The organism is Allosphingosinicella sp. (assembly GCF_036387615.1).
GTDB lineage: Bacteria > Pseudomonadota > Alphaproteobacteria > Sphingomonadales > Sphingomonadaceae > Allosphingosinicella.
The window spans coordinates 51,374-73,548 of sequence record NZ_DASVTH010000005.1 but is presented as its reverse complement, the minus strand read 5'-3'; the positions used below and the strand labels follow the sequence as shown (position 1 = coordinate 73,548).

26 protein-coding genes and 1 pseudogene are annotated in these 22,175 nt (G+C 66.7%); 8 read left to right on the top strand and 19 right to left on the bottom strand.

All coding sequences use genetic code 11. From position 1 onward, the window contains the following. Together VF631_RS00915 and VF631_RS00910 are read right to left on the bottom strand one after the other, a co-directional pair. Positions 1-255, bottom strand: a 255-nt coding sequence (locus VF631_RS00915) for a PspA/IM30 family protein (RefSeq protein WP_431848378.1), incomplete at its 3' end; no start/stop codon positions are given. A 121-nt stretch (positions 256-376) separates the two neighbouring features. After that, on the bottom strand, positions 377-541 hold the full coding sequence (locus VF631_RS00910; protein WP_431848377.1) for a hypothetical protein: 165 nt from the start codon (positions 539-541) through the stop codon (positions 377-379). A 178-nt stretch (positions 542-719) separates the two neighbouring features. Here VF631_RS00910 and pspF point away from each other — a divergent pair, with 178 nt between their 5' ends. From pspF to VF631_RS00895, 3 genes are all read left to right on the top strand, one after another. Then, entirely contained in the window at positions 720-1,769 is a 1,050-nt protein-coding gene (pspF, locus tag VF631_RS00905) for a phage shock protein operon transcriptional activator (protein WP_431848376.1), read from the top strand. A 193-nt stretch (positions 1,770-1,962) separates the two neighbouring features. Continuing rightward, a complete protein-coding gene (locus tag VF631_RS00900; protein ID WP_431848375.1) occupies positions 1,963-2,448 on the top strand; it encodes a tetratricopeptide repeat protein in 486 nt (161 codons plus the stop codon). Positions 2,449-2,529: 81 nt separating this feature from the next. Beyond that, a complete protein-coding gene (locus VF631_RS00895) occupies positions 2,530-3,135 on the top strand; it encodes a superoxide dismutase (RefSeq protein WP_431848374.1) in 606 nt (201 codons plus the stop codon). 3 nt (positions 3,136-3,138) lie between these two features. Here VF631_RS00895 and VF631_RS00890 read toward each other — a convergent pair whose 3' ends face one another. The 7 genes from VF631_RS00890 to VF631_RS00860 form a co-directional block, all read right to left on the bottom strand. Beyond that, positions 3,139-3,900: an ABC transporter permease gene (locus VF631_RS00890; protein WP_431848373.1), complete on the bottom strand. Its 762-nt coding sequence runs from the start codon at positions 3,898-3,900 to the stop codon at positions 3,139-3,141. A gap of 151 nt (positions 3,901-4,051) precedes the next feature. Then, complete coding sequence (locus tag VF631_RS00885) at positions 4,052-5,020, bottom strand: ABC transporter ATP-binding protein (protein WP_431848372.1); 969 nt, start codon at positions 5,018-5,020, stop codon at positions 4,052-4,054. Positions 5,021-5,109: 89 nt separating this feature from the next. Continuing rightward, the gene (locus VF631_RS00880) at positions 5,110-5,733 is read right to left on the bottom strand and encodes a septation protein A (protein WP_431848371.1); all 624 of its coding nucleotides are present in this window, start codon (positions 5,731-5,733) and stop codon (positions 5,110-5,112) included. A 149-nt stretch (positions 5,734-5,882) separates the two neighbouring features. Next, complete coding sequence (gene ftsY, locus VF631_RS00875) at positions 5,883-6,809, bottom strand: signal recognition particle-docking protein FtsY (protein ID WP_431848370.1); 927 nt, start codon at positions 6,807-6,809, stop codon at positions 5,883-5,885. Next, on the bottom strand, positions 6,806-8,218 hold the full coding sequence (gene mtaB, locus VF631_RS00870) for a tRNA (N(6)-L-threonylcarbamoyladenosine(37)-C(2))-methylthiotransferase MtaB (RefSeq protein ID WP_431848369.1): 1,413 nt from the start codon (positions 8,216-8,218) through the stop codon (positions 6,806-6,808). The genes ftsY and mtaB overlap by 4 nt, the downstream gene beginning before the upstream one ends. Next, positions 8,215-9,015 carry a diaminopimelate epimerase gene (gene dapF, locus VF631_RS00865; protein ID WP_431848368.1) on the bottom strand — a complete coding sequence of 267 codons (801 nt, stop codon included), beginning with the start codon at positions 9,013-9,015 and terminating at the stop codon, positions 8,215-8,217. Before dapF ends, mtaB begins: the two co-directional genes overlap by 4 nt. A 65-nt stretch (positions 9,016-9,080) precedes the next feature. Continuing rightward, entirely contained in the window at positions 9,081-10,688 is a 1,608-nt protein-coding gene (locus tag VF631_RS00860) for a putative bifunctional diguanylate cyclase/phosphodiesterase (RefSeq protein WP_431848367.1), read from the bottom strand. A gap of 263 nt (positions 10,689-10,951) precedes the next feature. Here VF631_RS00860 and mltA point away from each other — a divergent pair, with 263 nt between their 5' ends. The 3 genes from mltA (at position 10,952) to VF631_RS00845 (ending at position 14,392) form a co-directional block, all read left to right on the top strand. After that, the gene (gene mltA, locus VF631_RS00855) at positions 10,952-12,106 is read left to right on the top strand and encodes a murein transglycosylase A (protein WP_431848381.1); all 1,155 of its coding nucleotides are present in this window, start codon (positions 10,952-10,954) and stop codon (positions 12,104-12,106) included. Beyond that, positions 12,084-12,611, top strand: a complete 528-nt coding sequence (locus tag VF631_RS00850; protein WP_431848366.1) for a Smr/MutS family protein — start codon at positions 12,084-12,086, stop codon at positions 12,609-12,611. The genes mltA and VF631_RS00850 overlap by 23 nt, the downstream gene beginning before the upstream one ends. A gap of 119 nt (positions 12,612-12,730) precedes the next feature. Then, entirely contained in the window at positions 12,731-14,392 is a 1,662-nt protein-coding gene (locus VF631_RS00845) for a putative bifunctional diguanylate cyclase/phosphodiesterase (RefSeq protein WP_431848365.1), read from the top strand. Between the two features lie 4 nt (positions 14,393-14,396). Here the strand turns inward: VF631_RS00845 and dapE are convergent, their stop codons facing one another. Next, entirely contained in the window at positions 14,397-15,524 is a 1,128-nt protein-coding gene (gene dapE, locus VF631_RS00840; RefSeq protein WP_431848364.1) for a succinyl-diaminopimelate desuccinylase, read from the bottom strand. A gap of 122 nt (positions 15,525-15,646) precedes the next feature. Between dapE and VF631_RS00835 the strand changes: the two are divergent. Continuing rightward, a pseudogene (locus VF631_RS00835) lies at positions 15,647-16,092 on the top strand (cupin domain-containing protein). Here VF631_RS00835 and VF631_RS00830 read toward each other — a convergent pair. The 8 genes from VF631_RS00830 to VF631_RS00795 form a co-directional block, all read right to left on the bottom strand. Further along, entirely contained in the window at positions 16,089-16,754 is a 666-nt protein-coding gene (locus VF631_RS00830; protein ID WP_431848363.1) for a glutathione S-transferase family protein, read from the bottom strand. The pseudogene VF631_RS00835 and the gene VF631_RS00830 sit on opposite strands and share 4 nt — an antisense overlap. Before the next feature lie 133 nt (positions 16,755-16,887). Next, positions 16,888-17,529, bottom strand: a complete 642-nt coding sequence (yihA, locus tag VF631_RS00825; RefSeq protein WP_431848362.1) for a ribosome biogenesis GTP-binding protein YihA/YsxC — start codon at positions 17,527-17,529, stop codon at positions 16,888-16,890. Continuing rightward, positions 17,526-19,229, bottom strand: coding sequence for a membrane protein insertase YidC (gene yidC / locus VF631_RS00820; protein WP_431848361.1), 1,704 nt, complete (start codon positions 19,227-19,229; stop codon positions 17,526-17,528). The genes yihA and yidC overlap by 4 nt, the downstream gene beginning before the upstream one ends. 15 nt (positions 19,230-19,244) lie before the next feature. Continuing rightward, positions 19,245-19,457 (bottom strand): membrane protein insertion efficiency factor YidD, encoded by a 213-nt coding sequence (gene yidD, locus VF631_RS00815; RefSeq protein WP_431848360.1) that lies wholly within the window; start codon positions 19,455-19,457, stop codon positions 19,245-19,247. After that, positions 19,454-19,879: a ribonuclease P protein component gene (gene rnpA, locus VF631_RS00810; RefSeq protein ID WP_431848359.1), complete on the bottom strand. Its 426-nt coding sequence runs from the start codon at positions 19,877-19,879 to the stop codon at positions 19,454-19,456. The genes yidD and rnpA overlap by 4 nt, the downstream gene beginning before the upstream one ends. A gap of 56 nt (positions 19,880-19,935) precedes the next feature. Continuing rightward, positions 19,936-20,070, bottom strand: coding sequence for a 50S ribosomal protein L34 (gene rpmH, locus VF631_RS00805; protein ID WP_431848358.1), 135 nt, complete (start codon positions 20,068-20,070; stop codon positions 19,936-19,938). Positions 20,071-20,194: 124 nt separating this feature from the next. After that, entirely contained in the window at positions 20,195-20,509 is a 315-nt protein-coding gene (locus VF631_RS00800; protein WP_431848357.1) for a hypothetical protein, read from the bottom strand. Between the two features lie 48 nt (positions 20,510-20,557). Next, a complete protein-coding gene (locus VF631_RS00795) occupies positions 20,558-21,397 on the bottom strand; it encodes a class I SAM-dependent methyltransferase (protein ID WP_431848356.1) in 840 nt (279 codons plus the stop codon). 77 nt (positions 21,398-21,474) lie between these two features. On the opposite strand from VF631_RS00795, the gene VF631_RS00790 reads away from it, so the two are divergent. Further along, positions 21,475-21,666: a hypothetical protein gene (locus tag VF631_RS00790; RefSeq protein ID WP_431848355.1), complete on the top strand. Its 192-nt coding sequence runs from the start codon at positions 21,475-21,477 to the stop codon at positions 21,664-21,666. Between the two features lie 96 nt (positions 21,667-21,762). On the opposite strand, the gene VF631_RS00785 is transcribed toward VF631_RS00790, so the two are convergent. After that, positions 21,763-22,014, bottom strand: a complete 252-nt coding sequence (locus tag VF631_RS00785; RefSeq protein ID WP_431848354.1) for a DUF2283 domain-containing protein — start codon at positions 22,012-22,014, stop codon at positions 21,763-21,765. Between the last annotated feature and the right edge of the window lie 161 nt (positions 22,015-22,175).

The window sequence follows — 22,175 nt, the reverse complement described above, 5'->3', positions numbered from 1 at the left end:
GTCCTCGCGGTTCTTGCTGAGCGCAAGCTCGGCCTTCTCGGTCCAGCTCTCGCCGACCCGCTCCAGCTTGCTGATCTGGCGGCGCATCTCCTTTTGGTCGGCAATGGTGCGAGCGGCGGACGCGCGGACTTCGACCAGCGTCTCCTCCATCTCCATGATGATCATCCGGATCATCTTGGACGGGTCCTCCGCCTTGTCGAGCAGGTCGGCGACATTGGCCGCAACGATGTCCCGGGTCCGCGAGAAAATACCCATATTCAGAAACTCCTTGAACAAGACTTCCGGCCGGGGCGGTCGCGGGGGCAGGGTAGGCCTCGGCGGCCGCGGTGGACGTGGCGGGCGGGGGATCACGAGATTTCCCCGCCCGACATTCACATCAGACATTCGCCTGAACCGCAACCGGGGCATTGCTCTGAGCGATCGAAATCGGCGTGGTCTCGACCACCCGGGCCGGGCCGGCGGCAGCGCCGATCGCAACCGTCGTCAGGAGAAGGGCGCCTACCGCCGACATGATCGCCTGCTGGAAGTTGATGTTGAACATGATGATCTCCTCTGAACCTTTGGTTTGATCCCGCCTGTGTTCGGCGGCGATGCCACTTCCTCTTCAAGGTTCGTGCCAAATTGGAGATTGGCGCTTTTCCGCGATTCACTTCGCCTGCTGAAGCTGGATCGCGACTTTGGGCTTGCCAACCTGTGGGAGATTGCACCAACAATCGGCCATGGAGCGAACCACCCAGCTTGTCGGCCAGGCATCGTCCTTCCTCGATGCGATCGAGCGGGCGAGCCGCGCTGCCCCGCTCGAACGCCCCGTGCTCGTCATCGGCGAGCGCGGGACCGGCAAGGAGCTCGTCGCCGAGCGGCTCCATCACTTGTCCTCGCGGTGGGACGGCCCGCTGGTCGTGATGAACTGCGCCGCCCTGCCCGAGACGCTGATCGAGGCCGAGTTGTTCGGCCACGAGGCCGGCTCCTTCACCGGCGCGGCCAAGGCGCGTACCGGTCGATTCGAGGAAGCGGACGGCGGGACGCTGTTCCTGGACGAACTCGCGACCCTCTCCAAGGCGGCGCAGGACAGGCTGCTGCGCGCCGTTGAGTATGGCGAGGTGACCCGGATCGGTGCGTCCAAGCCGGTGCGGGTCGACGTGCGGATCGTCGCGGCGACCAACGAGCATCTCCCCAAGCTCGTCGAGGAGGGCCGCTTCCGCGCCGACCTGCTCGATCGCCTGTGTTTCGAGGTGATCACCCTGCCGCCGTTGCGGCACCGCACCAGCGACATCCCGGTGCTCGCCGATCATTTCGCCCGTCGCATGGCGCTCGAGCTCGATTGGTCGCGCTGGCCCGGCTTCAGCGGCAATGCCGCCAGCCGGCTGCTCAGTTACGACTGGCCGGGCAATGTGCGCGAATTGCGCAATGTGGTCGAACGCGCCGTCTACCGCTGGGAAGATCCGGAGCGGCCGGTCGACTCGATCCAGTTCGATCCCTTCGAGTCGCCCTGGCGGCCGGCGTCGCCGGCTCAGGAGAGAGCCGCACCAGCCCTCCCGCCGCCGGACTCGGCGCCCGCCGCGACGGCCGTGGCGGCCGCGTACGACCCGGCCGGATGCGCCGACTTCCGGCTGGCTGTAGCCGAATATGAGAAGGCGATCCTGGCCGCCGCCCTGGAACGTTGTCGCTGGAATCAGCGGGCTGCGGCAACGGCGTTGCAGCTCAGTTACGATCAGCTTCGCCACGCATTGAAGCGGCACGAGCTGTTGGGAGCCGAGCAGAAATCCTGATTCAACTTGGACGAGATCGTCGTTGGTCGAATGGACTCGGACCTTTATCTCAAAAGTGACGCTGATCGCCGAAATTGTGCTATGTTCTGCGCGTGGCATCCGGGCCACTGGGAGAGGCGATATGGCTCGTTTCAAATTAGCTTTGTTGGTTGCGGCATCCTGTTTCGCGGCAGGATCGGCCGGAGCTTCGGTTATGGTGCTTGGCAACAGCAACGCGCGGCTCTGCTACGAAGCCGCCGAGCGGGAGACGCCGCCGAACCGGACCGATATCGCGCTGTGCAACGCGGCGCTGGGAGACGACGGCTTGTCGCTCGCCGACGCGGTCGCGACCCACGTCAACCGCGGCATCCTGCGTTCCCGCTCGGGTGATGTGGCCGGCGGCCTGGCGGATTTCGACCGCGCGACGAGCCTGGACCCCAGCGAGCCCGAATCCTACCTCAACAAGGGTCTGGTGCTGGCGATCAAGAACAATCAGGCCGGCAAGGCGCTGCCGCTCTTCGGCAGGGCGCTGGAGCTGAAGACGAAGCGGCCCGAACTCGCCTATTTCGGCCGCGCGGTCGCGAACGAGGACCTCGGTAATCTGCGCTTGGCTTATGCCGATTACCGCCAGGCGGTCGCGGTCGCGCCCAGATGGGAGGAAGCCCGCGCCGAGCTGGCCCGCTTCCAGGTTCGCAAATAGCCGCTTGGACCGAAAAAGAGGCTGAAAGTTTCGGCCGGCGAATGTAGCTGCGGCGGGACGCACCAACAAAGGAGTCCCGCCATGGCTTTCACATTGCCCCCGCTTCATTACGGCTATGACGCGCTCGAGCCGACGATCGACGCGCAGACGATGACGCTTCACCACACGAAGCATCACCAGGCCTATGTCGACAAGCTCAACGAGGGCGTGGCCGAGGAAGGACTGGAGGGGCAGAGCCTTGAGCAGATCCTTGGCGGGATTTCGCGTCGCTCGAAGAAGGTCCGCAACAATGGCGGCGGGCACTGGAACCACAGCTTCTTTTGGGAAACGATGACGCCGGGCGGGTCGCAGCCGAGCGGGCAGGTGCTGGAAGCGATCAATTCGACCTTCGGCGGCTTCGACAGCTTCAAGAAGAAATTTGCGGAAGCGGGCGTCGGGCAGTTCGGCTCAGGTTGGGTGTGGCTGGTCGCGACCGGGGGCGGTTCGCTTCAGATCACCTCCACCCCCAACCAGGACAATCCGCTGATGGACGACGCGCCGGTCAAAGGCACGCCGATACTCGGTAACGACGTGTGGGAGCATGCCTATTACCTGAAGTACAATAACCGCCGGTCGGATTACCTCAACGCATGGTGGGATGTGGTGAACTGGGCCGCGGTCAACGAGCGGCTGGGTTCGGTCGGCTAGGGCTCAGCTCTTCAGCCGGTAGCCGGTGCGGAAGATCCAGCTGACGACGGCGAGGCACAGGAAGAAAAAGCCGAGCGTCGCCAGCAGGCTCCAGAGCACCGGCACGTCGGCGCGGCCGAAGAAGGTCCAGCGGAAGCCGTTGATCAGGTAGACGATCGGGTTGAACAGGGTGATCGTGCGCCACGGCTCCGGCAGCATCTCGATCGAGTAGAAGCTGCCGCCGAGGAAGGTGAGGGGAGTGACGATGAGCAGTGGGATCACCTGCAGCTGCTCGAACCCCTTCGCCCAGATGCCGACGATGAAGCCGAACAGGCAGAAGGTCGCCGCGACCAGCAGCAGGAAGAGCAGCATCAGGACCGGGTGAGCGATCGTCACGTCGACGAAGAAGTTGGCCGTCGCGAGGATCACGAGCGCGACGATCACCGACTTGGTAGCCGCCGCGCCGACATAAGCAAGCACCGTCTCCAGCGCGGAAAGCGGGGCCGACAGGATTTCGTAGATGGTGCCGGTGAAGCGCGGCATGTGGATGCCGAACGAGGCATTGAAGATGCTTTCGGTGAACAGCGAGAGCATCATCAGGCCCGGCACGATGAAGCTGCCATAGGGCACGCCGCCGATCTCGGTCATGCGGCTGCCGATCGCGGAGCCGAACACGATGAAGTAGAGGCTGGTGGTGATTACCGGCACGGCAAGTCCCGTCCAAAGCGTGCGCCGGAAGCGGTGCATCTCGAATTTGTAGATCGCCGCAACGCCGCGCCAGTTCATGGCTGAGCCTCTGGGGATTGTGGAACCTCACAACCCGTTCGGCCTGAGCGTGTCGAAGGCCGCCCCTCGTCCTTAGAAGGGGTAGAAAGAAAGAAGTGGCAGTCTTCGACAAGCTCAGGCCGAACGGGGCGGGGGCGAAGGGTTGGAGAGTTCATGCCGCTCTCTCTTCATGCACGAGGCCGACGAAGATGTCCTCGAGCGAGCTTTCGCGCGTGTGGAGGTCCTTGAAGCCGATGCCGAGGTCCGTCATGCGCCGCAGGAGCGAGGGGATGCCGGTGCGTTCCGCCGTTCCATCGAAGGAATAGACAAGCTCGTTGCCGTCCGCCTGGAGCGAAAGGCTCCACTCGCCCAATTCGGCCGGGATGGCCGCCATCGGCTCGGCCAGGTTGAGCGTCAGCTGCTTCTTGCCCAACTTTTTCATGAGCGCATTCTTCTCCTCAACGAGGATGAGTTCGCCCTTGCGGATCACGCCCACCCGGTCCGCCATCTCCTCGGCCTCCTCGATATAATGCGTAGTGAGGATGATCGTGACGCCGCTCTCGCGCAGCGCCCGGACCTGGTTCCACATGTCGCGGCGCAGTTCCACGTCGACGCCGGCCGTGGGCTCATCGAGGAACAGGATTTCGGGTTCATGGGCGAGCGCCTTGGCGATCATCACGCGGCGTTTCATGCCGCCGGACAATTCCTTGATGCGCTCGCCCCGCTTGTCCCACAGCGACAGTTCGCGCAGCACCCGCTCGATATGAGCCGGGTTCTTGGGCCGGCCGAACAGGCCGCGGCTGAAAGTGACCGTGTCGATCACCCGCTCGAACGCATCCGTGTAAAGCTCCTGCGGCACCAGCCCGATCTTGGTGCGGGCGGGGCGGAAATCGCGGACGATATCATGCCCGTCCGCGATCACTTCTCCAGAGGTTGGCGTCACTAGCCCGCAGACAATGCTGATCAACGTCGTCTTGCCGGCGCCGTTGGGCCCGAGCAGTGCGAAGATCTCCCCGCGCCCAATGTCGAGATCGACGGCTTTGAGCGCCTGCAAGCCGGACGCATAGGTCTTGGTCAGGCTGCGAATGGAGAGAACTGGGCCAGCGGCGGATGTTGGCGAAAGTGCCGCGGAACGTAACATCAGAAATCTGCTCCCGGGCCGAGTCGGAATAAGGGGGGCGTCGAGCATGACGAGATTTGCCCGTGTAGGACAGGCCGCGGCGCTGCGCCTCATTGGGTAGGCGGCACCGGCGGCTCTTCCTTGGCTTCTAATTGCATGCCGTGGCGCATCAGCATCGGCACGTTCGCAAGCGCGAACACGAAGGTGGCGGGAAGGGCGCCCCACAGCTTGAAGCCGATCCAGAAATCGGTGCTGGTGGTGCGCCAGACGAGCTCGTTCACCACCGCCATGGCCAGGAAGAACAAGGCCCAGTTGCGGGTGAGAGCGCGCCAGCCCTCGTCCGACAGGCCGGGATAGGCGGCCCCGAGCACCATCTTGAGGAGGTTGCGGCCGGTTTTCAGTCCGAAAACGAGCAGCGCCGCGACGATCGTGTAGTAGATGGTCGGCTTGATCTTGATGAACGTCTCATCGTTCAGCCAGACCGTGATCGAGCCCAGCACCAGCACCATGAATCCCGAAAACCAGAGCAGGGGCGAGATGTGGCGGTATTTGAGCTTGGAGAAGAGCAAGGCCGCGGTGATCGCGACCATGAAGGCGATGGTCGCCTGAATGATGTCGCCTGTGAGGAAGTTCACCCCGAAGAAGAACACCAGGGGACCAAGGTCGATGAGCAGGCGCGCTCCGGCGGAGGGTTCTCGTTGCGGCCTAGCCGAGGCTGCAGGATCACGCGGCACAGCTGCGATAACGAGAATAGCTATCGGTCCGAGAAGTAGGCCGAGCGCTCCCCACCCAAAAGGATTTCGGCCCTTATCGTCTGCTACCAAGGCCGAAGCCACGGCGGAGGCGACTAGGACGATGGCAGCGGTAAGCAAGAACGTCCCCATCATGCCGTTGCGCCCGCAATGGCCCGGGCCGCCTGACCGGGATCGAATGGCCGCAGATCGTCGAGGCCTTCACCGATGCCGATCGCGTGGATCGGGATGCCATATTTTTCGGCCGCGGCGACCAGCACCCCGCCGCGCGCGGTGCCGTCGAGCTTGGTCATGACCAAGCCGGTGACGCCCGCCACCTCGCGGAAAACCTCGATCTGGGCGAGTGCGTTCTGGCCGGTGGTCGCGTCCAGCACCAGCACGACATCGTGCGGCGCCGCCGGGTTCAGCCGGCCGAGCACGCGGCGGATCTTGGCAAGCTCATCCATCAGGCCCTTCTTGTTCTGGAGGCGGCCGGCGGTGTCGACGATCAGCACATCGATGCCTTCGGCGGTCGCCTTCTTGACGCCATCGAAGACGATCGCGGACGGGTCGCCGCCTTCAGGCCCGGTGATGATCGGAACGCCGATCCGATCCGCCCAGACCCTGAGCTGGCCGATTGCGGCGGCGCGGAAAGTGTCGCCGGCGGCGAGCAGCACCCCGTAATCCTGCTCCAGGAAATAGTGGGCGAGCTTGGCGATGGTGGTAGTCTTGCCCGATCCGTTGACGCCCACGACCAGGATCACCTGGGGGCGCGGGAAGGCTTCGATCTCCAAAGGCTTCGCGACCGGCTTCAAGATCTTTTCGAGCTCCTCCGCCACGATCGCGCGGACCCGCGCCTCGCCGAGGCCGGTCTCGAACGTCTCGGCGGCAAGCCGGGCGCGGACCTTGGCGGCCGTGGCCGGCCCGAGATCGGAGGCGATCAGGGCCTCTTCGATCTGGTCGAGCAGGCCCTCGTCCAGCGCGGCGCGGGTGAACAGGCCGGTGAGATTGTCGCCGAGCCGGTCCGAGGTCTTGCGAAAGCCGGCGGTCAGTCGATCAAGCCAGGTTGCTTCGGTCACGCTGGGATTCCGATGAGTGCGTCGTTCTGAACGCCGTCGATATGCACCTCCACCACGTCATTCCCGCGAATGCGGGAATCCCGCTTGGTTGCGGGAATTGGAGAAGAAGCGGGACCCCCGCTTTCGCGGGGGTGACGGTGGGTGGGCGAGGGGTCTAGGCGCACCGGCGCGAAGCTCTCGGTGTGGCCGAGTCCGCCGCGTTCGAACAGGACGCGTTGGGTGCTGCCGACGAGGCTTTGGAGCCAGGCGGCTTTGCGGCGCGCGGTGGCCGCGCGGAGGCGCTGCGCGCGGGTCCTCGCCACCTGCGTGGGAACCTGCGGCATGCGGGCGGCGGGGGTGCCGGGCCGGGGCGAGTAGGGGAAGATGTGCCCCATGACGATATCGCATTCGTCGATGAGGCGGAGGCTGTTCTCGGCCATCTCGTCGGTCTCGGTCGGAAAGCCGGCGATGAGATCGGCGCCGATCGCGACCTCGGGCCGCGCGGCCTGGATGCGCTGCACGGTTTCGACCGCCTGCGCGCGGCTGTGACGGCGCTTCATGCGCTTGAGGATCATGTCGTCCCCGGCCTGGAAGCTCATATGGAGGTGCGGCATGAAGCGCGGCTCGCCGATGATGATGTCGTGCAGGCGCTCGTCGATCTCGACACTGTCGAGCGATGACAGGCGCAGGCGCCGGAGTTCCGGGACATAGCGGAAGATGCGTTCCACGAGCAGGCCGAGCGTCGGCGATCCGGGCAGGTCGGGTCCGTAGCTGGTGACGTCCACGCCCGTCAGCACGACCTCCGCGCAGCCCTGATCGACGAGGCGCTTGATGCCGTCCACGATAACTCCTGCCGGGACCGAGCGGCTCGGACCGCGGCCATAAGGGATGATGCAGAAGGTGCAGCGGTGATCGCAGCCATTCTGGACTGCCACGAACGCTCGAGTGCGGGACTCGAAGCTGGCGACGAGGTGGGGGGGGTCAGCCACGCGGTCACGATCTGGACTCACAAAATCCAAGCCGTTCGTGTCGAGCGAAGTTGAGACACCCTGTCGAGCGGAGCCGAGACTGCTTCGCGCGGTTCCCCTCGGCTTCGCTCGGGCGGGTCCCTCGACTTGGCTCGGGACGAACGGAGTGTAGCTGGTACGGGAGAGTTTATGCGTGTTGCCGATTACCCGCTCGACCTCCGGCATGCTGGCGAAGCTCTCCCGCTCGATCTCCGCCGCGCAGCCGGTGACGACGATGCGGGCCCCCGGCCGGTCGCGGCGGGCGCGGCGGATGGCCTGGCGGGTGTTGCGGACCGCTTCCTGCGTAACGGCGCAGCTGTTGACGATCACGAGATCGTCCGCACCATCCAGCAGCGCGCGAATGGTGTCGCTTTCGGCCAGGTTGAGGCGGCAGCCGAGTGTGATAACTTGCGGACCGCTCACCCGAGCGTCTCCAGATCGATCTCACCCGTGAAGACGTGGGCGGCCGGGCCGGTCATGCGGATCGGCTCGCCGCGCCGCCACTCGATGCGGAGCGCGCCGCCGGGCAGATGTACATCCACCGGGGACTTGGCCCTGCGCGTGGCGATCGCCGCCACGGCGGTTGCGCAGGCGCCGGTCCCGCACGCCTGCGTCAGTCCCGCGCCGCGTTCCCAGACCCGCAGCCGGATCGCATCGCCATCGATCTGCGCGACATTGACGTTGACGCGCTCGGGAAACAGCGGGTCGTTCTCGATCAGCGGGCCGAGCCGGTCCAGCTTCACCGCCTCCACAGGCCGATTGACGAAGAAGACGATGTGCGGATTGCCGACATTGACCGCGAAGGGCCGCTGCAGCTCCTCCCAGCCGACCGGGAGCGCGGCCGTGTCGATCGGGTAGGCGAGCGGGATCTCGTCCCAGCCGAAGCGGGGCAGGCCCATGTCCACGCTGGCGCCGGCGCCGTTGGCGCGGCCGGAGATGGTGCCCCCGCGCGTCTGGATGGTCGGCGCGCCGCCTTCGAGCAGTGTGACGCAGCGCGCGGCATTGCCGCACGCCTCGACCTCACCCCCGTCCGGGTTGAAGATTCGCATGCGAAGGTCGGCCGCGTCCGACGGCTCGAGAAGGATCAGCTGGTCGCAGCCCACGCCGGTACGGCGGTCGGCGATCGCGCGGGCGAGACGCGCGTCGATCGCCACCGCGCCCTGCCGGGCGTCGATCACCACGAAGTCGTTGCCGAGGCCGTGCATCTTGTGAAAGCGCATCGGCCGGCGATGTAGGGGGGGCGGGGAGCGAAGTCTAGAAATCCTCCCCGACCAGGGGGGGATCGTCAGCCCGTCCTGGCGATCCGTTGCTGGGAGGGTTGCACCTCGCGGGTCACCGGCAGCAAGCCCTTGTCGGCGAGCAGCTTGCGGACTTCGGGGATCGGAATCGGGCGGCCGAACAGCCAGCCCTGCGCCTTGTACTGCCCGATCGAGCGCAGCCGCGCTTCGACCAGTTCGTCCTCGATGCCCTCGGCGGTGACGGCCAGGTTGAGGCTGTCGGCGAGCCGGGTGATCGCATTGACGATCGCCGCGCTTTCCGGGTTGTCGTTGATCGAGCTGACGAAGCTGCGGTCGATCTTGATGCGGTCGAACGGCAGTGCGCGAAGATGGGCGAGCGAGGAATAGCCGGTGCCGAAATCGTCGAGCGCGAGGCGGATGCCCTGGTTCTTGAGGCTGCCGACGATCGATTGGGCGAGGCCGAGATTCTCGAACAGCGAGCTTTCGGTGATCTCCACTTCCAGCCGCTCGGCCGGGAAGCCGGTCTCGACCAGCAGCTTGACCAGGCGCTGGGCGAGCCAGGGGTCCTTGAGCTGCGAGGGCGAGATGTTGACACTGAGCGTCAGCGAGGAATCCCAGCCGCGCGCTTCCTCGAACGCCTGGCGCATGACGGATAGGGACAAGTCGCTGATCAGGCCGCATTCCTCGGCGACCCCGATAAACTCGTCCGGGGGCACGATGCCGCGTGTCGGATGTTTCCAGCGGGCGAGCATCTCGAAGCCGTGCAGGGAGCCGGTGAGCAGGTCGATCTGCTGCTCGAAGAAGGGCACGAACTCGCCTTCGGGAATGCCGCGGCGCAGCCCCGCCTCGATCGCGTTGCGGTTCTGAAGCTCGCGCTCCATCGACGCATCGAACCAGACCGCGCGGCCGCGGCCGAGCTTCTTGGCCGCATACATGGCGATGTCGGCGCGGCGAAGCAGGGCTTCGACGCTGGCGCAATCCTGGTCCGAACGGGCGATGCCGAGCGAGGCTGAGATGTGGGTGTGGACGCCGGCCAGATCGAACGGCTTGCCGAGCCGGTCGACGATGTAATCCGCGACACCGTCGACGGTCACCGGCATGTCGGGATCGAACAGGAAGGCGGCCGCGAACTCGTCGCCGCCGAGGCGAGCGGAGATGGCGTCGTTGGGGAGCGCCTTGCGGATCACCTCGGCCGTGGTGCGAAGAAGATTGTCGCCGGTGAGGTGGCCATGAACATCGTTGATGGTCTTGAATCCATCGAGGTCGATGATCAGCATGGCGACTGCGCGGCGGCGCTTGTCGGCCGCGCCCAGCAGCTCCTCGACCGCCTCGACCAGCGAGCGGCGGTTCAGGAAGCCGGTCAGCGGATCTGTGGAGGCGAGCGACTGGGCGCGTTTCTCGGCCGCGGTGCGCACCGTCACTTCGCGCCGGGCGTCGCGGTATAGGCGCCAGCCGTAGATGGTGAGGGCGACATTCAGCAGCAGCAGCCCGGTGATGATCTGGCTGTTGCTGGCGCCGAGCCTGGCGAAAAGGACCTTGGCGAGCTCGAAATAGCCGTTGCCAAGCGCGGCGAGCACGAGGAGCACCGAGACGGCGACGCCGATGATGACGAAATCGTCCCGGCCGGAGCGTGTCGTTTCGTCTCTCGAAAACATGCTCGGCATCGTGCGGTCTCGTCCCCCCGGATCAGAAGCGCCTTGCTAGACGGGCGTCGGTGAAAAAGCTGTTAAGCCGGCGCCGGCACGAGCACCCGCCGGACAAAAAGAGACCTGCGGCGAGCCGCCCGCCGGGCAACAGGATCGCAGTTCCTATCGCACTCTCAACCTGTTATGCGGGCGCCGTGGGCGGGACAGTCAGCATCGGAAAAGGCGTTGCGCGCGCACGAAAGCGCGATTGGCTTGTGCTCGGCTCGCTCGCGCTGCTTGCCAGCTGTATCCCGCGCGCGGTGACTCCGCCGCTTGATCCGGGCGCCCCGACCGCCACGCCGGCCCCTGCTGCGCCCCAGAGCGCGATACAGGCAGGCTTGCGCGCGGGACCGGCGGTGGCGAGCCTGATCACGCCGGCCAAAGCCGCCGCCGCGCTTGCCGCCTTCCGGATCAGCTGCCCTTCGGTGACCGAGCGGGAGGATGTGTCCGGCCTGACCAGCCCCGGCGACTGGCGGCCGGCCTGCGAGGCCGCTTCGTCCTGGCCCGAGGCCAATGCGGCCGCCTTCTTCGCCGCGCATTTCGACGCCGCCGAAGTGGGCGGGGGCACGAGTTTCGCCACCGGCTATTTCGAGCCCGAGATCCTCGGCTCGCGCACGCGGCTGCCGGGCTATGAAGTCCCGGTCTACCGCAAGCCGCCCGACCTTGTGGAGCAGGATCAGGCCACGGCGGAGGCGACCGGCACGCCGCGACGCGGCCGGATGGTGGACGGCGCCATCGCTCCCTATTTCGAGCGCAGCGAGATCGAGGCGGGCGCGCTTGCCGGGCGCGCGCTGGAGATCGCCTGGGCCGCCGACGAGATCGACTTCTTCTTCCTGCAGATCCAGGGTTCCGGGCGCTTGAGGCTGCCGGACGGCGGCGTGATGCGGATCGGCTATGCCGGGCAGAATGGCCGCGACTATGTCGGCATCGGCAAGCTGATGAAGGATCGCGGCTTGCTCGGGCCCGGCCAGACCAGCATGCAAGGTATCGTCGCCTGGCTGCGCGCGAACCCGGAAGAGGGCCGCGCGATCATGCGCGAGAACAAGAGCTACATCTTCTTCCAGGAGCTGACCGGGGCGGGGCCGCTCGGCGCACTCGGCCGCCCGGTCACGTCCCAGGTGACAGTCGCCGCCGATCCGCGCTTCGTGCCGCTCGGCGCGCCGGTCTTCCTCCAGCTGGATCGGCCGGAGGCGAACGGATTGTGGATCGCGCAGGATACCGGCGGGGCGATCAAGGGCGCCAACCGGTTCGACACCTTCTGGGGCGCGGGCGACTATGCGGCGACCACCGCCGGCGGCATGTCGGCGCGCGGACGCGCCTATGTGTTGCTGCCGAAGGGCAGTCTTGCCCGGCTTGGGACGCGCGGTGCATCGGCCGTTAAGCGCTGAGGAGCGCGCGCTCTGGGCCAAGGTGATCGCGACGGTCCGGCCGCTCCACCGCCAACCGGAGCCTGTTTCCGCGCCGGAGCCGCCCGCCGCTCCGCCCCCCGCCCCGCCTGCGAGGCAGGTCCCGGTTCGCGCGAAGCCCGCGCCCAAGCCGGCGCCCCGGCCCGGCGAGACGCTCGACGGGAGTTGGGATCGCCGTCTGGCCAGGGGCGTGGTCCAGCCGGACATCTCGGTCGATCTTCACGGCCACAATTTGGCCGCCGCCTACGACCTGCTCGATCGCAAGCTCGAACAGGCGGTCGCGATGGAAGCGCGAGTGGTGCTGCTGATCACCGGCAAACCGCCGACGGACGATCGCCGGCCGGTCTCGCGCGGCGCGATCCGGGCGGCGGTGGGGGACTGGCTGGCCTCTTCGCGGCATGCGGCAAGCATCGCGGCCGTGCGTGGCGCGCAACCCCGGCATGGCGGGGCGGGCGCGCTCTACATCGTCCTGCGCCGCCGCCGCTGAACGAAGCGCAAACCATGTTTTAAGTGATTGCGCCCTAAGAGCCTCCTGCGTGCTTCGACAATCGGACGGGGCGCGATACTGGCGGGGATGAAGAAGCCGTTGATATGCGGACCTTCCTGGTGAGATTCGGTAATATACTGACCTCGGTCCTGGCCGGGCTGGCGGCGTTCGCGTTCACGCTCAGCGCATTCCTGATGCTGCGGGACATCAACCAGCAGATCCTCGCCTCCTTCACCATCGGCATGTTCGCCTTGTCGATCGTCTGGCTTGCTTATGAGCGCCCGAACAGCGCCCAGGCCCGCGCCGCCTCCGCGCTGATCGATCGGCTACTGGCGGTCGGCTCGGGCGATCTCACTTCACCGTCGCCCGCGGTGGTCCGCCGCGAAATGCCTGCTTTGGCGGCCGCGGTCGATGGCCTGTTCGAGCAGGTCCGCTCGACCCTGGACGATGTCAGCGCAATGGCGCTCTACGATCCGGTCACCGCGTTGCCGAACCGCAGTCATTTCCGGCGCGAAGCCGATCGCATGCTCAAGGCACGCAAGGAGGGCGAACGGCTCGCCTTGCTGTTCATCGACCTCGACGGCTTCAAGGAAGTGAACGACAATCTCGGGCACGCCCAGGGCGACCAGGTGCTGTGCATCGTCGCCAATCGCCTGCGCGCGTTGGCGCGGGCGGAGAGCCGCCCGGGGAGCCTCGCCCAGCCTTTGCTCGCCCGGCTCGCCGGCGACGAATTCACGATGCTGTTCCCGCATATCCGCGACAGCGCGGATGCGGAGCGAATCGCGCGCGCCGCATTGACCGCCCTCAACGAGCCTTACGAGACGGCGGGGCAAGGGATCGACATGGGCGCCTCGATCGGCGTCGCGCTGTGCCCCCGTCACGACACCGACCTGACCGGCCTCATGAAAGCGGCCGACATCGCGATGTATCGGGCAAAGGCCAACGGCCGCGCCCAGCTCAGCATGTTTCGCTCCGAGCTTGCCGTCGCGTTCGAGCGCAAGGGCCTGGTCGAACGCGAGCTGCGCGATGCGCTCGCCCGCGGGGAGTTCGAACTCGCCTTCCAGCCGCAAATCTGTGTGCGCAGCGGCGCCGTCCTGGCCGGTGAAGCCCTGATCCGGTGGCGTCACCCCTCCGGAGACCTGCGCTCGGCCGAAAGCTTCATCCGGATCGCGGAGGAAAGCAGCCTGATCGTCGAGATCGGCGACTGGGTGGTCGAGAGCGTCGCGGCGACGCTCAAGCGCTGGCATGATGCGGGGCTCAACCAGCGGCTCAGCTTCAACATCGGCGCGCGCCACTTCAGCCGTCCCGACTTCTTCGGCCGCCTTCGCGGCGCCCTGCAGCGCGCGGGCGCGCCGATCTCGATGCTCGAGCTGGAGCTGAACGAGGGAATGGCGATGAAGAGCGGCCCATCGGTAATCACCGAACTGGCCGCGCTTCGCGCCGAGGGTGCGACGATCGCGATCGACAATTTCGGCATCGGCCTGTCCAATCTCGGCCGGCTCCGCAACGTGCCGCTCGACCGCATCAAGTTGGACGCGAGCCTTACCCACGACATCGACACGTCGGACATGGCTCGAACCGTCGTCGCCGCGCTCATTCACCTAATCCACGGGCTCGGCTGCGAAGTGGCCGGCGAGAGGGTGGAACGGCGCGAACAGCTCGACGTCCTTCGCGCGGTCGGCTGCGACAGCGTCCAGGGCCATGTCTTCGCTCAGCCGATGAGCGAGACCGATTTCCTCGCATGGGTCGCCGCGGGGCAGAAAAAACTCCGGATCGCCTGAACGGTCAGCCGAGCGCCCGGCGAATGATCCTGGCGTAAATGGCGGCAAGCTTTTGCAGATCCTCGACCGCGGCGGCTTCGTCCAGCTTGTGCATGGTTGCGTTGGGCAGGCCGAAATCGACGACCGGACAGAGCTTGATCAAAAAGCGTCCGTCGGACGTGCCACCAGAGGTGGACAGCGCCGGCTCAATGCCCGTCTCTTCCCGGATCGCGTCGGTGACCAGCCCGTAGAGCGGCCCCGGCGGCGTTAGGAAGGCCTCGCCCGAAATCCTCGCCTCCACGGTCGCTCCTGGAGCGAGCTTGACGACCGTGCGACGGACAAGCTCGACCAGCTCCTCGCCTCGATGGAGGTTGTTGAAACGAATGTTGAGTTGGGCGGTGGCCGCGCCCGGGACGATATTGGTCGCGCGCGTCGGGGTGTCGACAGCGGTGAACTCCAGGTTCGATGCCTCGAATGCGTCCGTGCCCTCATCGAGATGGAGCGCGTCCAGCGCGGTCAGAATGCGGGCCAGGCGGGGGATTGGATTGTCGGTCCGGTGGGGATAGGCGACGTGACCCTGCGTCCCCGGCACGGTGATCCACAGATTGACCGTGCCCCGGCGGCCGATCTTGACCGTGTCGCCGAGCCGGTCGACCGAGGTCGGCTCGCCGATCACGATCATGTCCGGACGAATCTCGCGCTCCTTCATCCAGTCGATCAGGGCCGGCGTGCCGTAGGTCGCCGGGCCTTCCTCGTCGCCGGTGATGATGAGGCTCAGCGTGCCGAGATGCTCGGGAACGAGAGCGCATGCGGCGGCGAACGCAGCGATCCCCCCTTTCATATCGACGACGCCGCGACCGTAGAGCAGGCCGCCGCGAATTTCGGGGCGGAACGGATCGCCGGTCCAGCCTTCGCCCGGCGGCACGACGTCGAGGTGGCCGGCAAACCCGAGATGTGGCCCGCCGCCGCTGCCGCGGGTCGCGAACAGATTTTCGACCGGCCCGTCGGGCGGTTCGCCCGCGGTGAAGCGGTGGACAGCGAAGCCGATCGAGGAGAGGGACGCTTCCAGCACGTGGAATACGGCGCCCCGGGCGGGGGTCACGCTCGGGCAGGCGATCAGGTCGGCGGCGAGCTGGACGGGATCGATACGCATCTGTGCCGTCATTGCGAGGAGCGGAGCGATGAAGCAATCCATTGGCTCGGACGCAGCGATGGATTGCTTCGCTTCACTCGCATGACGGGCTATCCTGAATGAGCAGTAGCAGGAGGGGAGCCATGCCCAAACTCGACCTGGACACGATCGAGCAGACCAACCGTACCGGTTATCCCGAGCCGTACGCCGCGGTCATGGCGGGCCGCCACTTCCGCCGTCTCGCGCCCGCGGCCGGCCTCGCCGACTTCGGCGCCAGCCATGTCGTGTTGAAACCCGGCGGTATCTCAGCCAGCGCCACTGGCACGAGGGAGAGGACGAACTGGTCGTGATGCTCTCCGGCGAGGCCGTGCTGATCGAGGATGAGGGCGAGACGATCATGCGCGCAGGCGACATCGCGGCCTTTCCGAAGGGCGTTGCGAACGGACATCATCTCGTCAATCGAAGCGGGTCGGACTGCGTGTTCGTGGCGATCGGCAAGCCGGCGGCCAGCGATTGCCACTATCCGGACATCGACCTGCACCTCAACGGCGCCAGCGGCCGCTTCACCCGCAAGGGCGGGAGCTCCTAGGCGACCGGCGTTTCGTAGCGCTCGATCACCCAGGGCTCCTCCTGGGCCGCTTCCACCCATTGCAGGACCCAGGGATGCCGCAGGATCGCCTCCATGTAGGCAGCCGCGAAGCGCGGCATCGAAATCGAATAGGTGATGAAGCGGGTGACGACCGGCGCGAACATGATGTCGACCGCACCGAAATCGCCGAACAGAAAGGGGCCGCCGCCGCCATGACGCGCGCGTGCCTGGGCCCAGAGTTCCAGGATGCGCTTGATCTCGGCTGTGACCGGCTCGGATAGCGGCTTGGCCGGGAATTGCTTGCGCAGGTTCATGGAATGCTCGCGGCGGAGATTCTCGTAGCTCGAATGCATCTCGGCCGCCATCGACCGCGCCATGCCGCGCGCATCGTCCTCGTCCGGCCAGAAGCGGGCGCGCTCGGTCTTGTCGGCGAGATATTCGATGATCGCGAGGCTGTCCCAGATGACGATGTCCTCGTCCCACAGGATCGGTACCTTGCCGCCCGACGGCGCGAACTCGTCATCCTCGCGGCGCTTGTGCCAGTCCTCGTCGAACATCGGCACCGTGATTTCCTCGAACGGCAGCCCGGATTGCTTGACCGCCAGCCAGCCGCGCAGCGACCAGGAGGAATAGGCCTTGTTGCCGATGATGAGCTTGAGCATGCTGCCTACTTTCGCGCCCTGTAAATCGTCGCCCCGGGCTTGACCCGGGGCCGGGCTGTCTTTCCTGTCCTTCCGCTTTCAGAAGCCCCGGCCCGGGTCAAGCCCGGGCCGACGCGGCGTGCGGTGACAAGCTTCACAATACCGCTTCCAGCACCGCTCCCCTCAACCGCTCGATGCCGAGTCCGGTTTCGCTGGATGTGGCGAGAACCTCGGGGTGAGCGGCGGGCCGCTTCAGGGCTTCGCGGGCCGTCTCCGCCTCGATCTGCGCGAGATCGCTTGCCTTGTTCTTGTCGGCCTTGGTGAGGACCAGGTGGTAGCTCACCGCCGCTTCGTCGAGCATGGTCATGACCTCGCGGTCGATGTCCTTGATGCCGTGGCGGCTGTCGACCAGCACCAGCGCGCGCTTCAGCGCCTGCCGCCCGCGCAGATAATCGTTCACCAGATAGCGCCACTTGCGCGCGACGTCCTTGGGCGCCTTGGCGAAACCGTAACCGGGCATGTCGACCAGCCGGAAACGCAGCGGATCGCCGACGTCGAAGAAGTTGAGCTCCTGCGTCCGCCCCGGCGTGTTCGACGTGCGGGCGAGATCGCGCCGGTTGGTGAGCGCGTTGAGCAGCGAGGATTTGCCGACGTTGGAGCGCCCCGCAAACGCGACCTCCGAAGCGTCCGGGTCCGGCAGGAATTGCAGGCTCGGCGCGGACTTGAGGAACGCGATCGGGCCGGAGAACAGCTTTCGGGCGACCTCGTGTAGGTCCGGCTCTTCGATGTCGCTCATGTCGCGGCCGGCGCTTCCTTCATTCCGGGATAGCGGCTGTAGAGCCACTTCTGCTGGGCGATGGTGAGCAGGTTGCTGGTTGCCCAGTAAAGCTGCAGCCCGGCCGCGAACGGCGCCATCACGAACATCAGCACCCAGGGCATGATCGCGAACACCTGCGCCTGCACCGGGTCGGTCGGCTGCGGATTGAGCTTGAACTGCAGCCACATGGTGATGCCGACGATGATCGGCAGGATGCCGACCGCCAGGAACGCGGGCGGCGCGAAATCGAGGAACCCGAACAAATTGACCGGCGTCAGCGGGTCGGGCGCGGCGAGATCCTTGATCCAGCCGGCAAACGGCTGGTGGCGCATCTCCACCGCGATCAGCAGCACTTTGTAGAGCGCGTACCAGATCGGGATCTGGACCAGGATCGGCAGGCAGCCGGCGAGCGGGTTGATCTTCTCGGTCTGGTAGAGCTTCAGCATCTCCTGCTGCTGGCGCTGCTTGTCGTCCTTGAAGCGCTCCTGGATGACCTTCATCTTGGGCTGCACGACCCGCATCGCCGCCATCGACTTGAACTGCCGTTGCGCGATCGGGAACATCAGCGCGCGAACGATCACGGTGAGGCAGATGATCGCCACGCCGAAATTGCCGATCGCGTTGAACAGCCAGTCGAGCAGGTAGAAGATCGGCTTCATGAACCAGCGGAACCAGCCCCAGTCGATCGCGCGCTCGAGCAGCGGGATGCCGCCGTCCGCATAGCGGTCGAGCAGCCTGATCTCCTTGGCGCCCGCGAAGAAACGCGATTGGTATGTCGCGCTGCGGCCCGGCGCGACGATCATCGGGGCAGGGGAGGCGTCGGCCTGGAAGCCGCCGACGTTGGTGCGGCGGAAGGCGGCGTCCACGCTCGCCTTCTGATCGGGAACGAGCGCGGTCAGCCAATATTTATCGGTGAAGCCGAGCCAGCCGCCGGTGCTGGCGATGCGCCGCTCCGGCGTTTCCTCCAGGGTGTCGTAGCCGGTCTCATAATCGGCGATGCCGTTGAACACGCCGACCGGGCCGATGTGCAGCGTCCAGCTGTCCGGATCGGGTGCGGCCTTGGCGCGGTTGACGAGCGAATAAGGCTTGACCGCGATCGCTCCGCCGCCGCGGTTGGCGACGCTCTGGCGGGCGGTGAACATGTAGTTCTCGTCCACCGAGAGGTCGATCGCGAACAGCTGCCCCTGGCCATTGTCCCAGCTGAGACGCACCGGGCTGCCGGGCGCGAGCCGGTCGCCTGCTGCCGTCCAGACGGTGTTCGGGCCGGGCAAGGCCGCGCCTTCGCCGGTCCAGCCGAACTGCGCGAAAAAGGCCTCTGGCGCGCCCGCGGGCGAAAGCAGACGGACCGGCGGCGATCCGAACCGCATGTCCTGCGTGTGGCGGGTCAAAACCAGATCGTCGATGCGCGCGCCGCGAAGATTGATCGTGCCGCGCAGCGACGGGGTGGCGATCGGCAGTCGCGGCGCTTCGGCGAGAACCACCCGGCGGCTGCGCAGCGCGGCGGGGCTGTCTGCGGTCGGATCGGCCTGCGGCTTGGCCACCGCGACCTGCTTGCCCTCGACGATCTTGGTCGACGGATCGGCGGCGGTCGGGAAGTAGCGTTCGGACAGAAAGCTCCAGCCGATCAGGACGAACGCCGACAGGACGATCGCCAGCAGGAAATTACGGTTGTCGCTCACTTGGAATTCTTCCCCTCACGGAACCGGATCATAGCCATGCCCGCCCCAGGGATGGCATCTCAGGATACGCCGCGCGGCCAGCCAGCCGCCGCGCATCGCCCCATAGCGCCGCAGCGCCTCGATTGCATAGGCCGAGCAGGACGGCCGGTAGCGGCAACTCGGCGGCAGCAGGAGCGAAGGCCCGCGCTGCCAACCCTTCGCAACCAGGATGAGGAGCTTGGCGATCATCGTCTGGCGTCGTCACCGACCGAGTCCGATCTGTCGGGATCAAGCCCTCTCCCCAGGGGGGAGAGGGTTGGGTGAGGGGGCTCTGAGTCGGAGAGAGCGCTCGAATGCCGAGCCCCCTCACCCCGACCCTCTCCCCGCCGGGGAGAGGGAGAATCCGAGCGCATCACCTTTAACAGTGCCTTCTGCAGCTCTCCGCGCAGCAGCCCAAAGTCCCGCTCCACTCCGCCCGCGCGGCCAATCAGGACGTGGTCCGCGCCCGGCAGTCCTCCATCCGGCATAAGCTCCCGCGCGAGCGCGCGGAAGCGGCGCTTCATCCGGTTGCGGACCACGGCCCCGCCGATCTTCTTGGTGACGGTGAAGCCGACGCGGATCGCAGGGTCGCCATCGGCACGATCGCGCACCAGCAGGACGAAGCCGGGCATGGCCGCGCGCCGGCCGCTATTGGCCGCGACGAAATCCGCGCGGCGGGTAAGCGTAGTTAGGCCGACAGGACCTTGCGGCCCCGCGCCCGGCGAGCCGCCAGGATCTTGCGGCCGCCCACCGTCGCCTTGCGGGCGCGGAAACCGTGGCGCCGCTTGCGCACGAGATTGCTCGGCTGGAAGGTGCGCTTCATCGCTCATCCTCGAAATCTGAAATGAAAAGGGCCGCTGATTGGGACCCCACGAAAGTAGTACTTTCGAGGGAACCCGCATGAAGCGGCCTGTTGGGGGCGCGAATACCGACGACGGGCGTCGAAGTCAATCACAAGCGAGCGCCTCGTTTCGGTGACGGCGCAGCTCCTGCCGGCGCTGGTAGCTCGGGCGACGCAGCGCCCAATCCCCCCATTCCCCCGCTTTGGGCCAGCGCCGGCCGAGACGAGCGTAAAGCCGCTTGCCCCAGCGGCTGTAGCGCAGCACCAGCGCCGCGCCGGCCGCGAACGTGACCATCCCGCCCGGCCCCGGCAGCACACCAAGGAACGGCGTGATCAGCAGCAACAGGCAGCCGAGGCCACAAAGCAGCGAGCGCACCGCCGGCACGCGCCCCAGGGCAACCCATTGATCGCGAACCGACATGAAGCGCGATGTGGGCAGACCGTGTTACGCCCGCAAGACGCGCGGCCGCTAGCGGCGCGGCTTGACGAACTTCAGCGTCATCCGGTCGGACTCGCCGATCGCCGCATATTTGGCGCGGTCCTGGTCCTTGAGGCGATAGGTGGGCGGCAGCGTCCAGACCCCCTGCGGCCAATCGGCCGTGTCCTTGGGATTGGCGTTGATCTCGGACGCGGAGACGAAGCGGAACCCCGCGCCCTCGGCGAGGCGCCGCACCGTAGACGTCTTGAGGTACCCGCTGCTCTTCTCGCGCGCGGTGTCGGCGCGCTCCGGCAGGCGGTGATCGACAATGCCAAGCGTGCCGCCCGGCTTCAGCATGGCATAGGCCTGGGAGAAAGCCTGTTCCGCAAAGGGCTGATCGCCCATCATCCAGTTGTGGACGTTGCGGAAGGTGAGCACCACGTCTGCGCTGCCCGGCGGGACCGGCGTGCCGCCCTGCGCGAGCACCGGGAAGGTCGCGACCTTCACCTTGCCATAGATGTCCGGCTTGGCCGCGATGAACTTCTGGAAGTTCTCGATGCCGCGGGCGGGCGGGGCGGCGTAATAGGTGCCGCGACTGGCAAGGTACGGCGCCAGGATCTCCGTGTACCAGCCGCCGCCCGGCCACAGCTCGACCACGGTGTCGGTCGGCCTCACGCCGAAGAAGGCGAGCGTCGGGCCGGGATTGCGATAACGGTCGCGCGCCAGGTTCGCCGGCGTCCGGTTCGGTGCCTTGAGCGCGGCGGCGAGCTGTGCCGGCACGGCGGGCCCGCGCGCGGCCGCCGCCGGCTTGCCGCGCTGGGCGATCAGCGGGGCGGCTCCCGCGGCGAGGAGCCCGAGGCTCAATGCGGTCAACAGGATGGGCTTGCGCATGACTGGCTCCTCTTGCGAATGGCGTGCCGCTTCATGGAGGGGGCCGGGCGGCCCGGCAAGGGCGAGGCGACGAACGGATGACGGCACAAACGGCCTGGTGGACGCTGGCGGCGCTGGGTGCGGCGCTGGGCGTCGTCTCGGCTCTCGCCGACTGGAAACGCACCCGCCGCCGCAACCTCGACCGCCCCGGCTGGGTGCCGTGGACGGGCCTGCAACTGCTTGGCGTTCTGGTGACGGTCGTCGCGGCCGCGCTGGCTCTGAAGGGCTAATTCGTCATGCCGGACTCGATCCGGCATCCACCCGCCTGATTCGGACTCCTCACCCGGAGGAGGTGGACCCCGGATCAAGGCCGGGGTCACGGGAGGCTAGGCGGCTTTCAACTCCATCAGCGGCACGCCGATCGTCTCGAGTGTCGTCAGGTCGAGCTTGCTCGCGCCGTCGATGTCCAGGCCGACGATCCGCCCTTGCGCATCGGAGTCGGCATTCACTCCCGGGGCGATCTCCCGGGTCTCGCTGCCAGGCGCGGCTTTCAGCTCGATATAGAGACTGTCCGTTTCCGCGTAATAATGCAGCTTCATCGTTCCTCCAGGCCGAAGTTGTAGCGCGTTGCGCAGCATCGGGAAGCAATGATCGCGGGCTTCACGAGAAGAGATGGGGTGAAGCGACTTGTCTGGTTCGAGATGCACGGAGACGTGGAGGCGCCGATCCGGCGCGAAAGCAGCTCAAGAATTGGCGACGCGAGTGGAAGCTCGCGCTGGTAGAGCAGGGGGAAGCCGTC

Excerpts from the sequence above, each read along its gene's own strand:
- rpmH (WP_431848358.1), bottom strand. The coding sequence starts at position 20,070 with ATGAAGCGCACCTTCCAGCCGAGCAATCTCGTGCGCAAGCGGCGCCAC.
- VF631_RS00860 (WP_431848367.1), bottom strand. The coding sequence starts at position 10,688 with ATGTTTTCGAGAGACGAAACGACACGCTCCGGCCGGGACGATTTCGTC.
- yihA (WP_431848362.1), bottom strand. The coding sequence starts at position 17,529 with ATGAGCGACATCGAAGAGCCGGACCTACACGAGGTCGCCCGAAAGCTG.
- VF631_RS00910 (WP_431848377.1), bottom strand. The coding sequence starts at position 541 with ATGTTCAACATCAACTTCCAGCAGGCGATCATGTCGGCGGTAGGCGCC.
- VF631_RS00890 (WP_431848373.1), bottom strand. The coding sequence starts at position 3,900 with ATGAACTGGCGCGGCGTTGCGGCGATCTACAAATTCGAGATGCACCGC.
- VF631_RS00830 (WP_431848363.1), bottom strand. The coding sequence starts at position 16,754 with ATGCTCAAGCTCATCATCGGCAACAAGGCCTATTCCTCCTGGTCGCTG.
- VF631_RS00795 (WP_431848356.1), bottom strand. The coding sequence starts at position 21,397 with ATGCGCAAGCCCATCCTGTTGACCGCATTGAGCCTCGGGCTCCTCGCC.
- VF631_RS00885 (WP_431848372.1), bottom strand. The coding sequence starts at position 5,020 with ATGTTACGTTCCGCGGCACTTTCGCCAACATCCGCCGCTGGCCCAGTT.
- VF631_RS00900 (WP_431848375.1), top strand. The coding sequence starts at position 1,963 with ATGGTGCTTGGCAACAGCAACGCGCGGCTCTGCTACGAAGCCGCCGAG.
- VF631_RS00790 (WP_431848355.1), top strand. The coding sequence starts at position 21,475 with ATGACGGCACAAACGGCCTGGTGGACGCTGGCGGCGCTGGGTGCGGCG.
- VF631_RS00785 (WP_431848354.1), bottom strand. The coding sequence starts at position 22,014 with ATGCTGCGCAACGCGCTACAACTTCGGCCTGGAGGAACGATGAAGCTG.
- VF631_RS00895 (WP_431848374.1), top strand. The coding sequence starts at position 2,530 with ATGGCTTTCACATTGCCCCCGCTTCATTACGGCTATGACGCGCTCGAG.
- VF631_RS00800 (WP_431848357.1), bottom strand. The coding sequence starts at position 20,509 with ATGTCGGTTCGCGATCAATGGGTTGCCCTGGGGCGCGTGCCGGCGGTG.
- yidD (WP_431848360.1), bottom strand. The coding sequence starts at position 19,457 with ATGATCGCCAAGCTCCTCATCCTGGTTGCGAAGGGTTGGCAGCGCGGG.
- rnpA (WP_431848359.1), bottom strand. The coding sequence starts at position 19,879 with ATGCCCGGCTTCGTCCTGCTGGTGCGCGATCGTGCCGATGGCGACCCT.
- dapE (WP_431848364.1), bottom strand. The coding sequence starts at position 15,524 with ATGCGTATCGATCCCGTCCAGCTCGCCGCCGACCTGATCGCCTGCCCG.
- pspF (WP_431848376.1), top strand. The coding sequence starts at position 720 with ATGGAGCGAACCACCCAGCTTGTCGGCCAGGCATCGTCCTTCCTCGAT.
- dapF (WP_431848368.1), bottom strand. The coding sequence starts at position 9,015 with ATGCGCTTTCACAAGATGCACGGCCTCGGCAACGACTTCGTGGTGATC.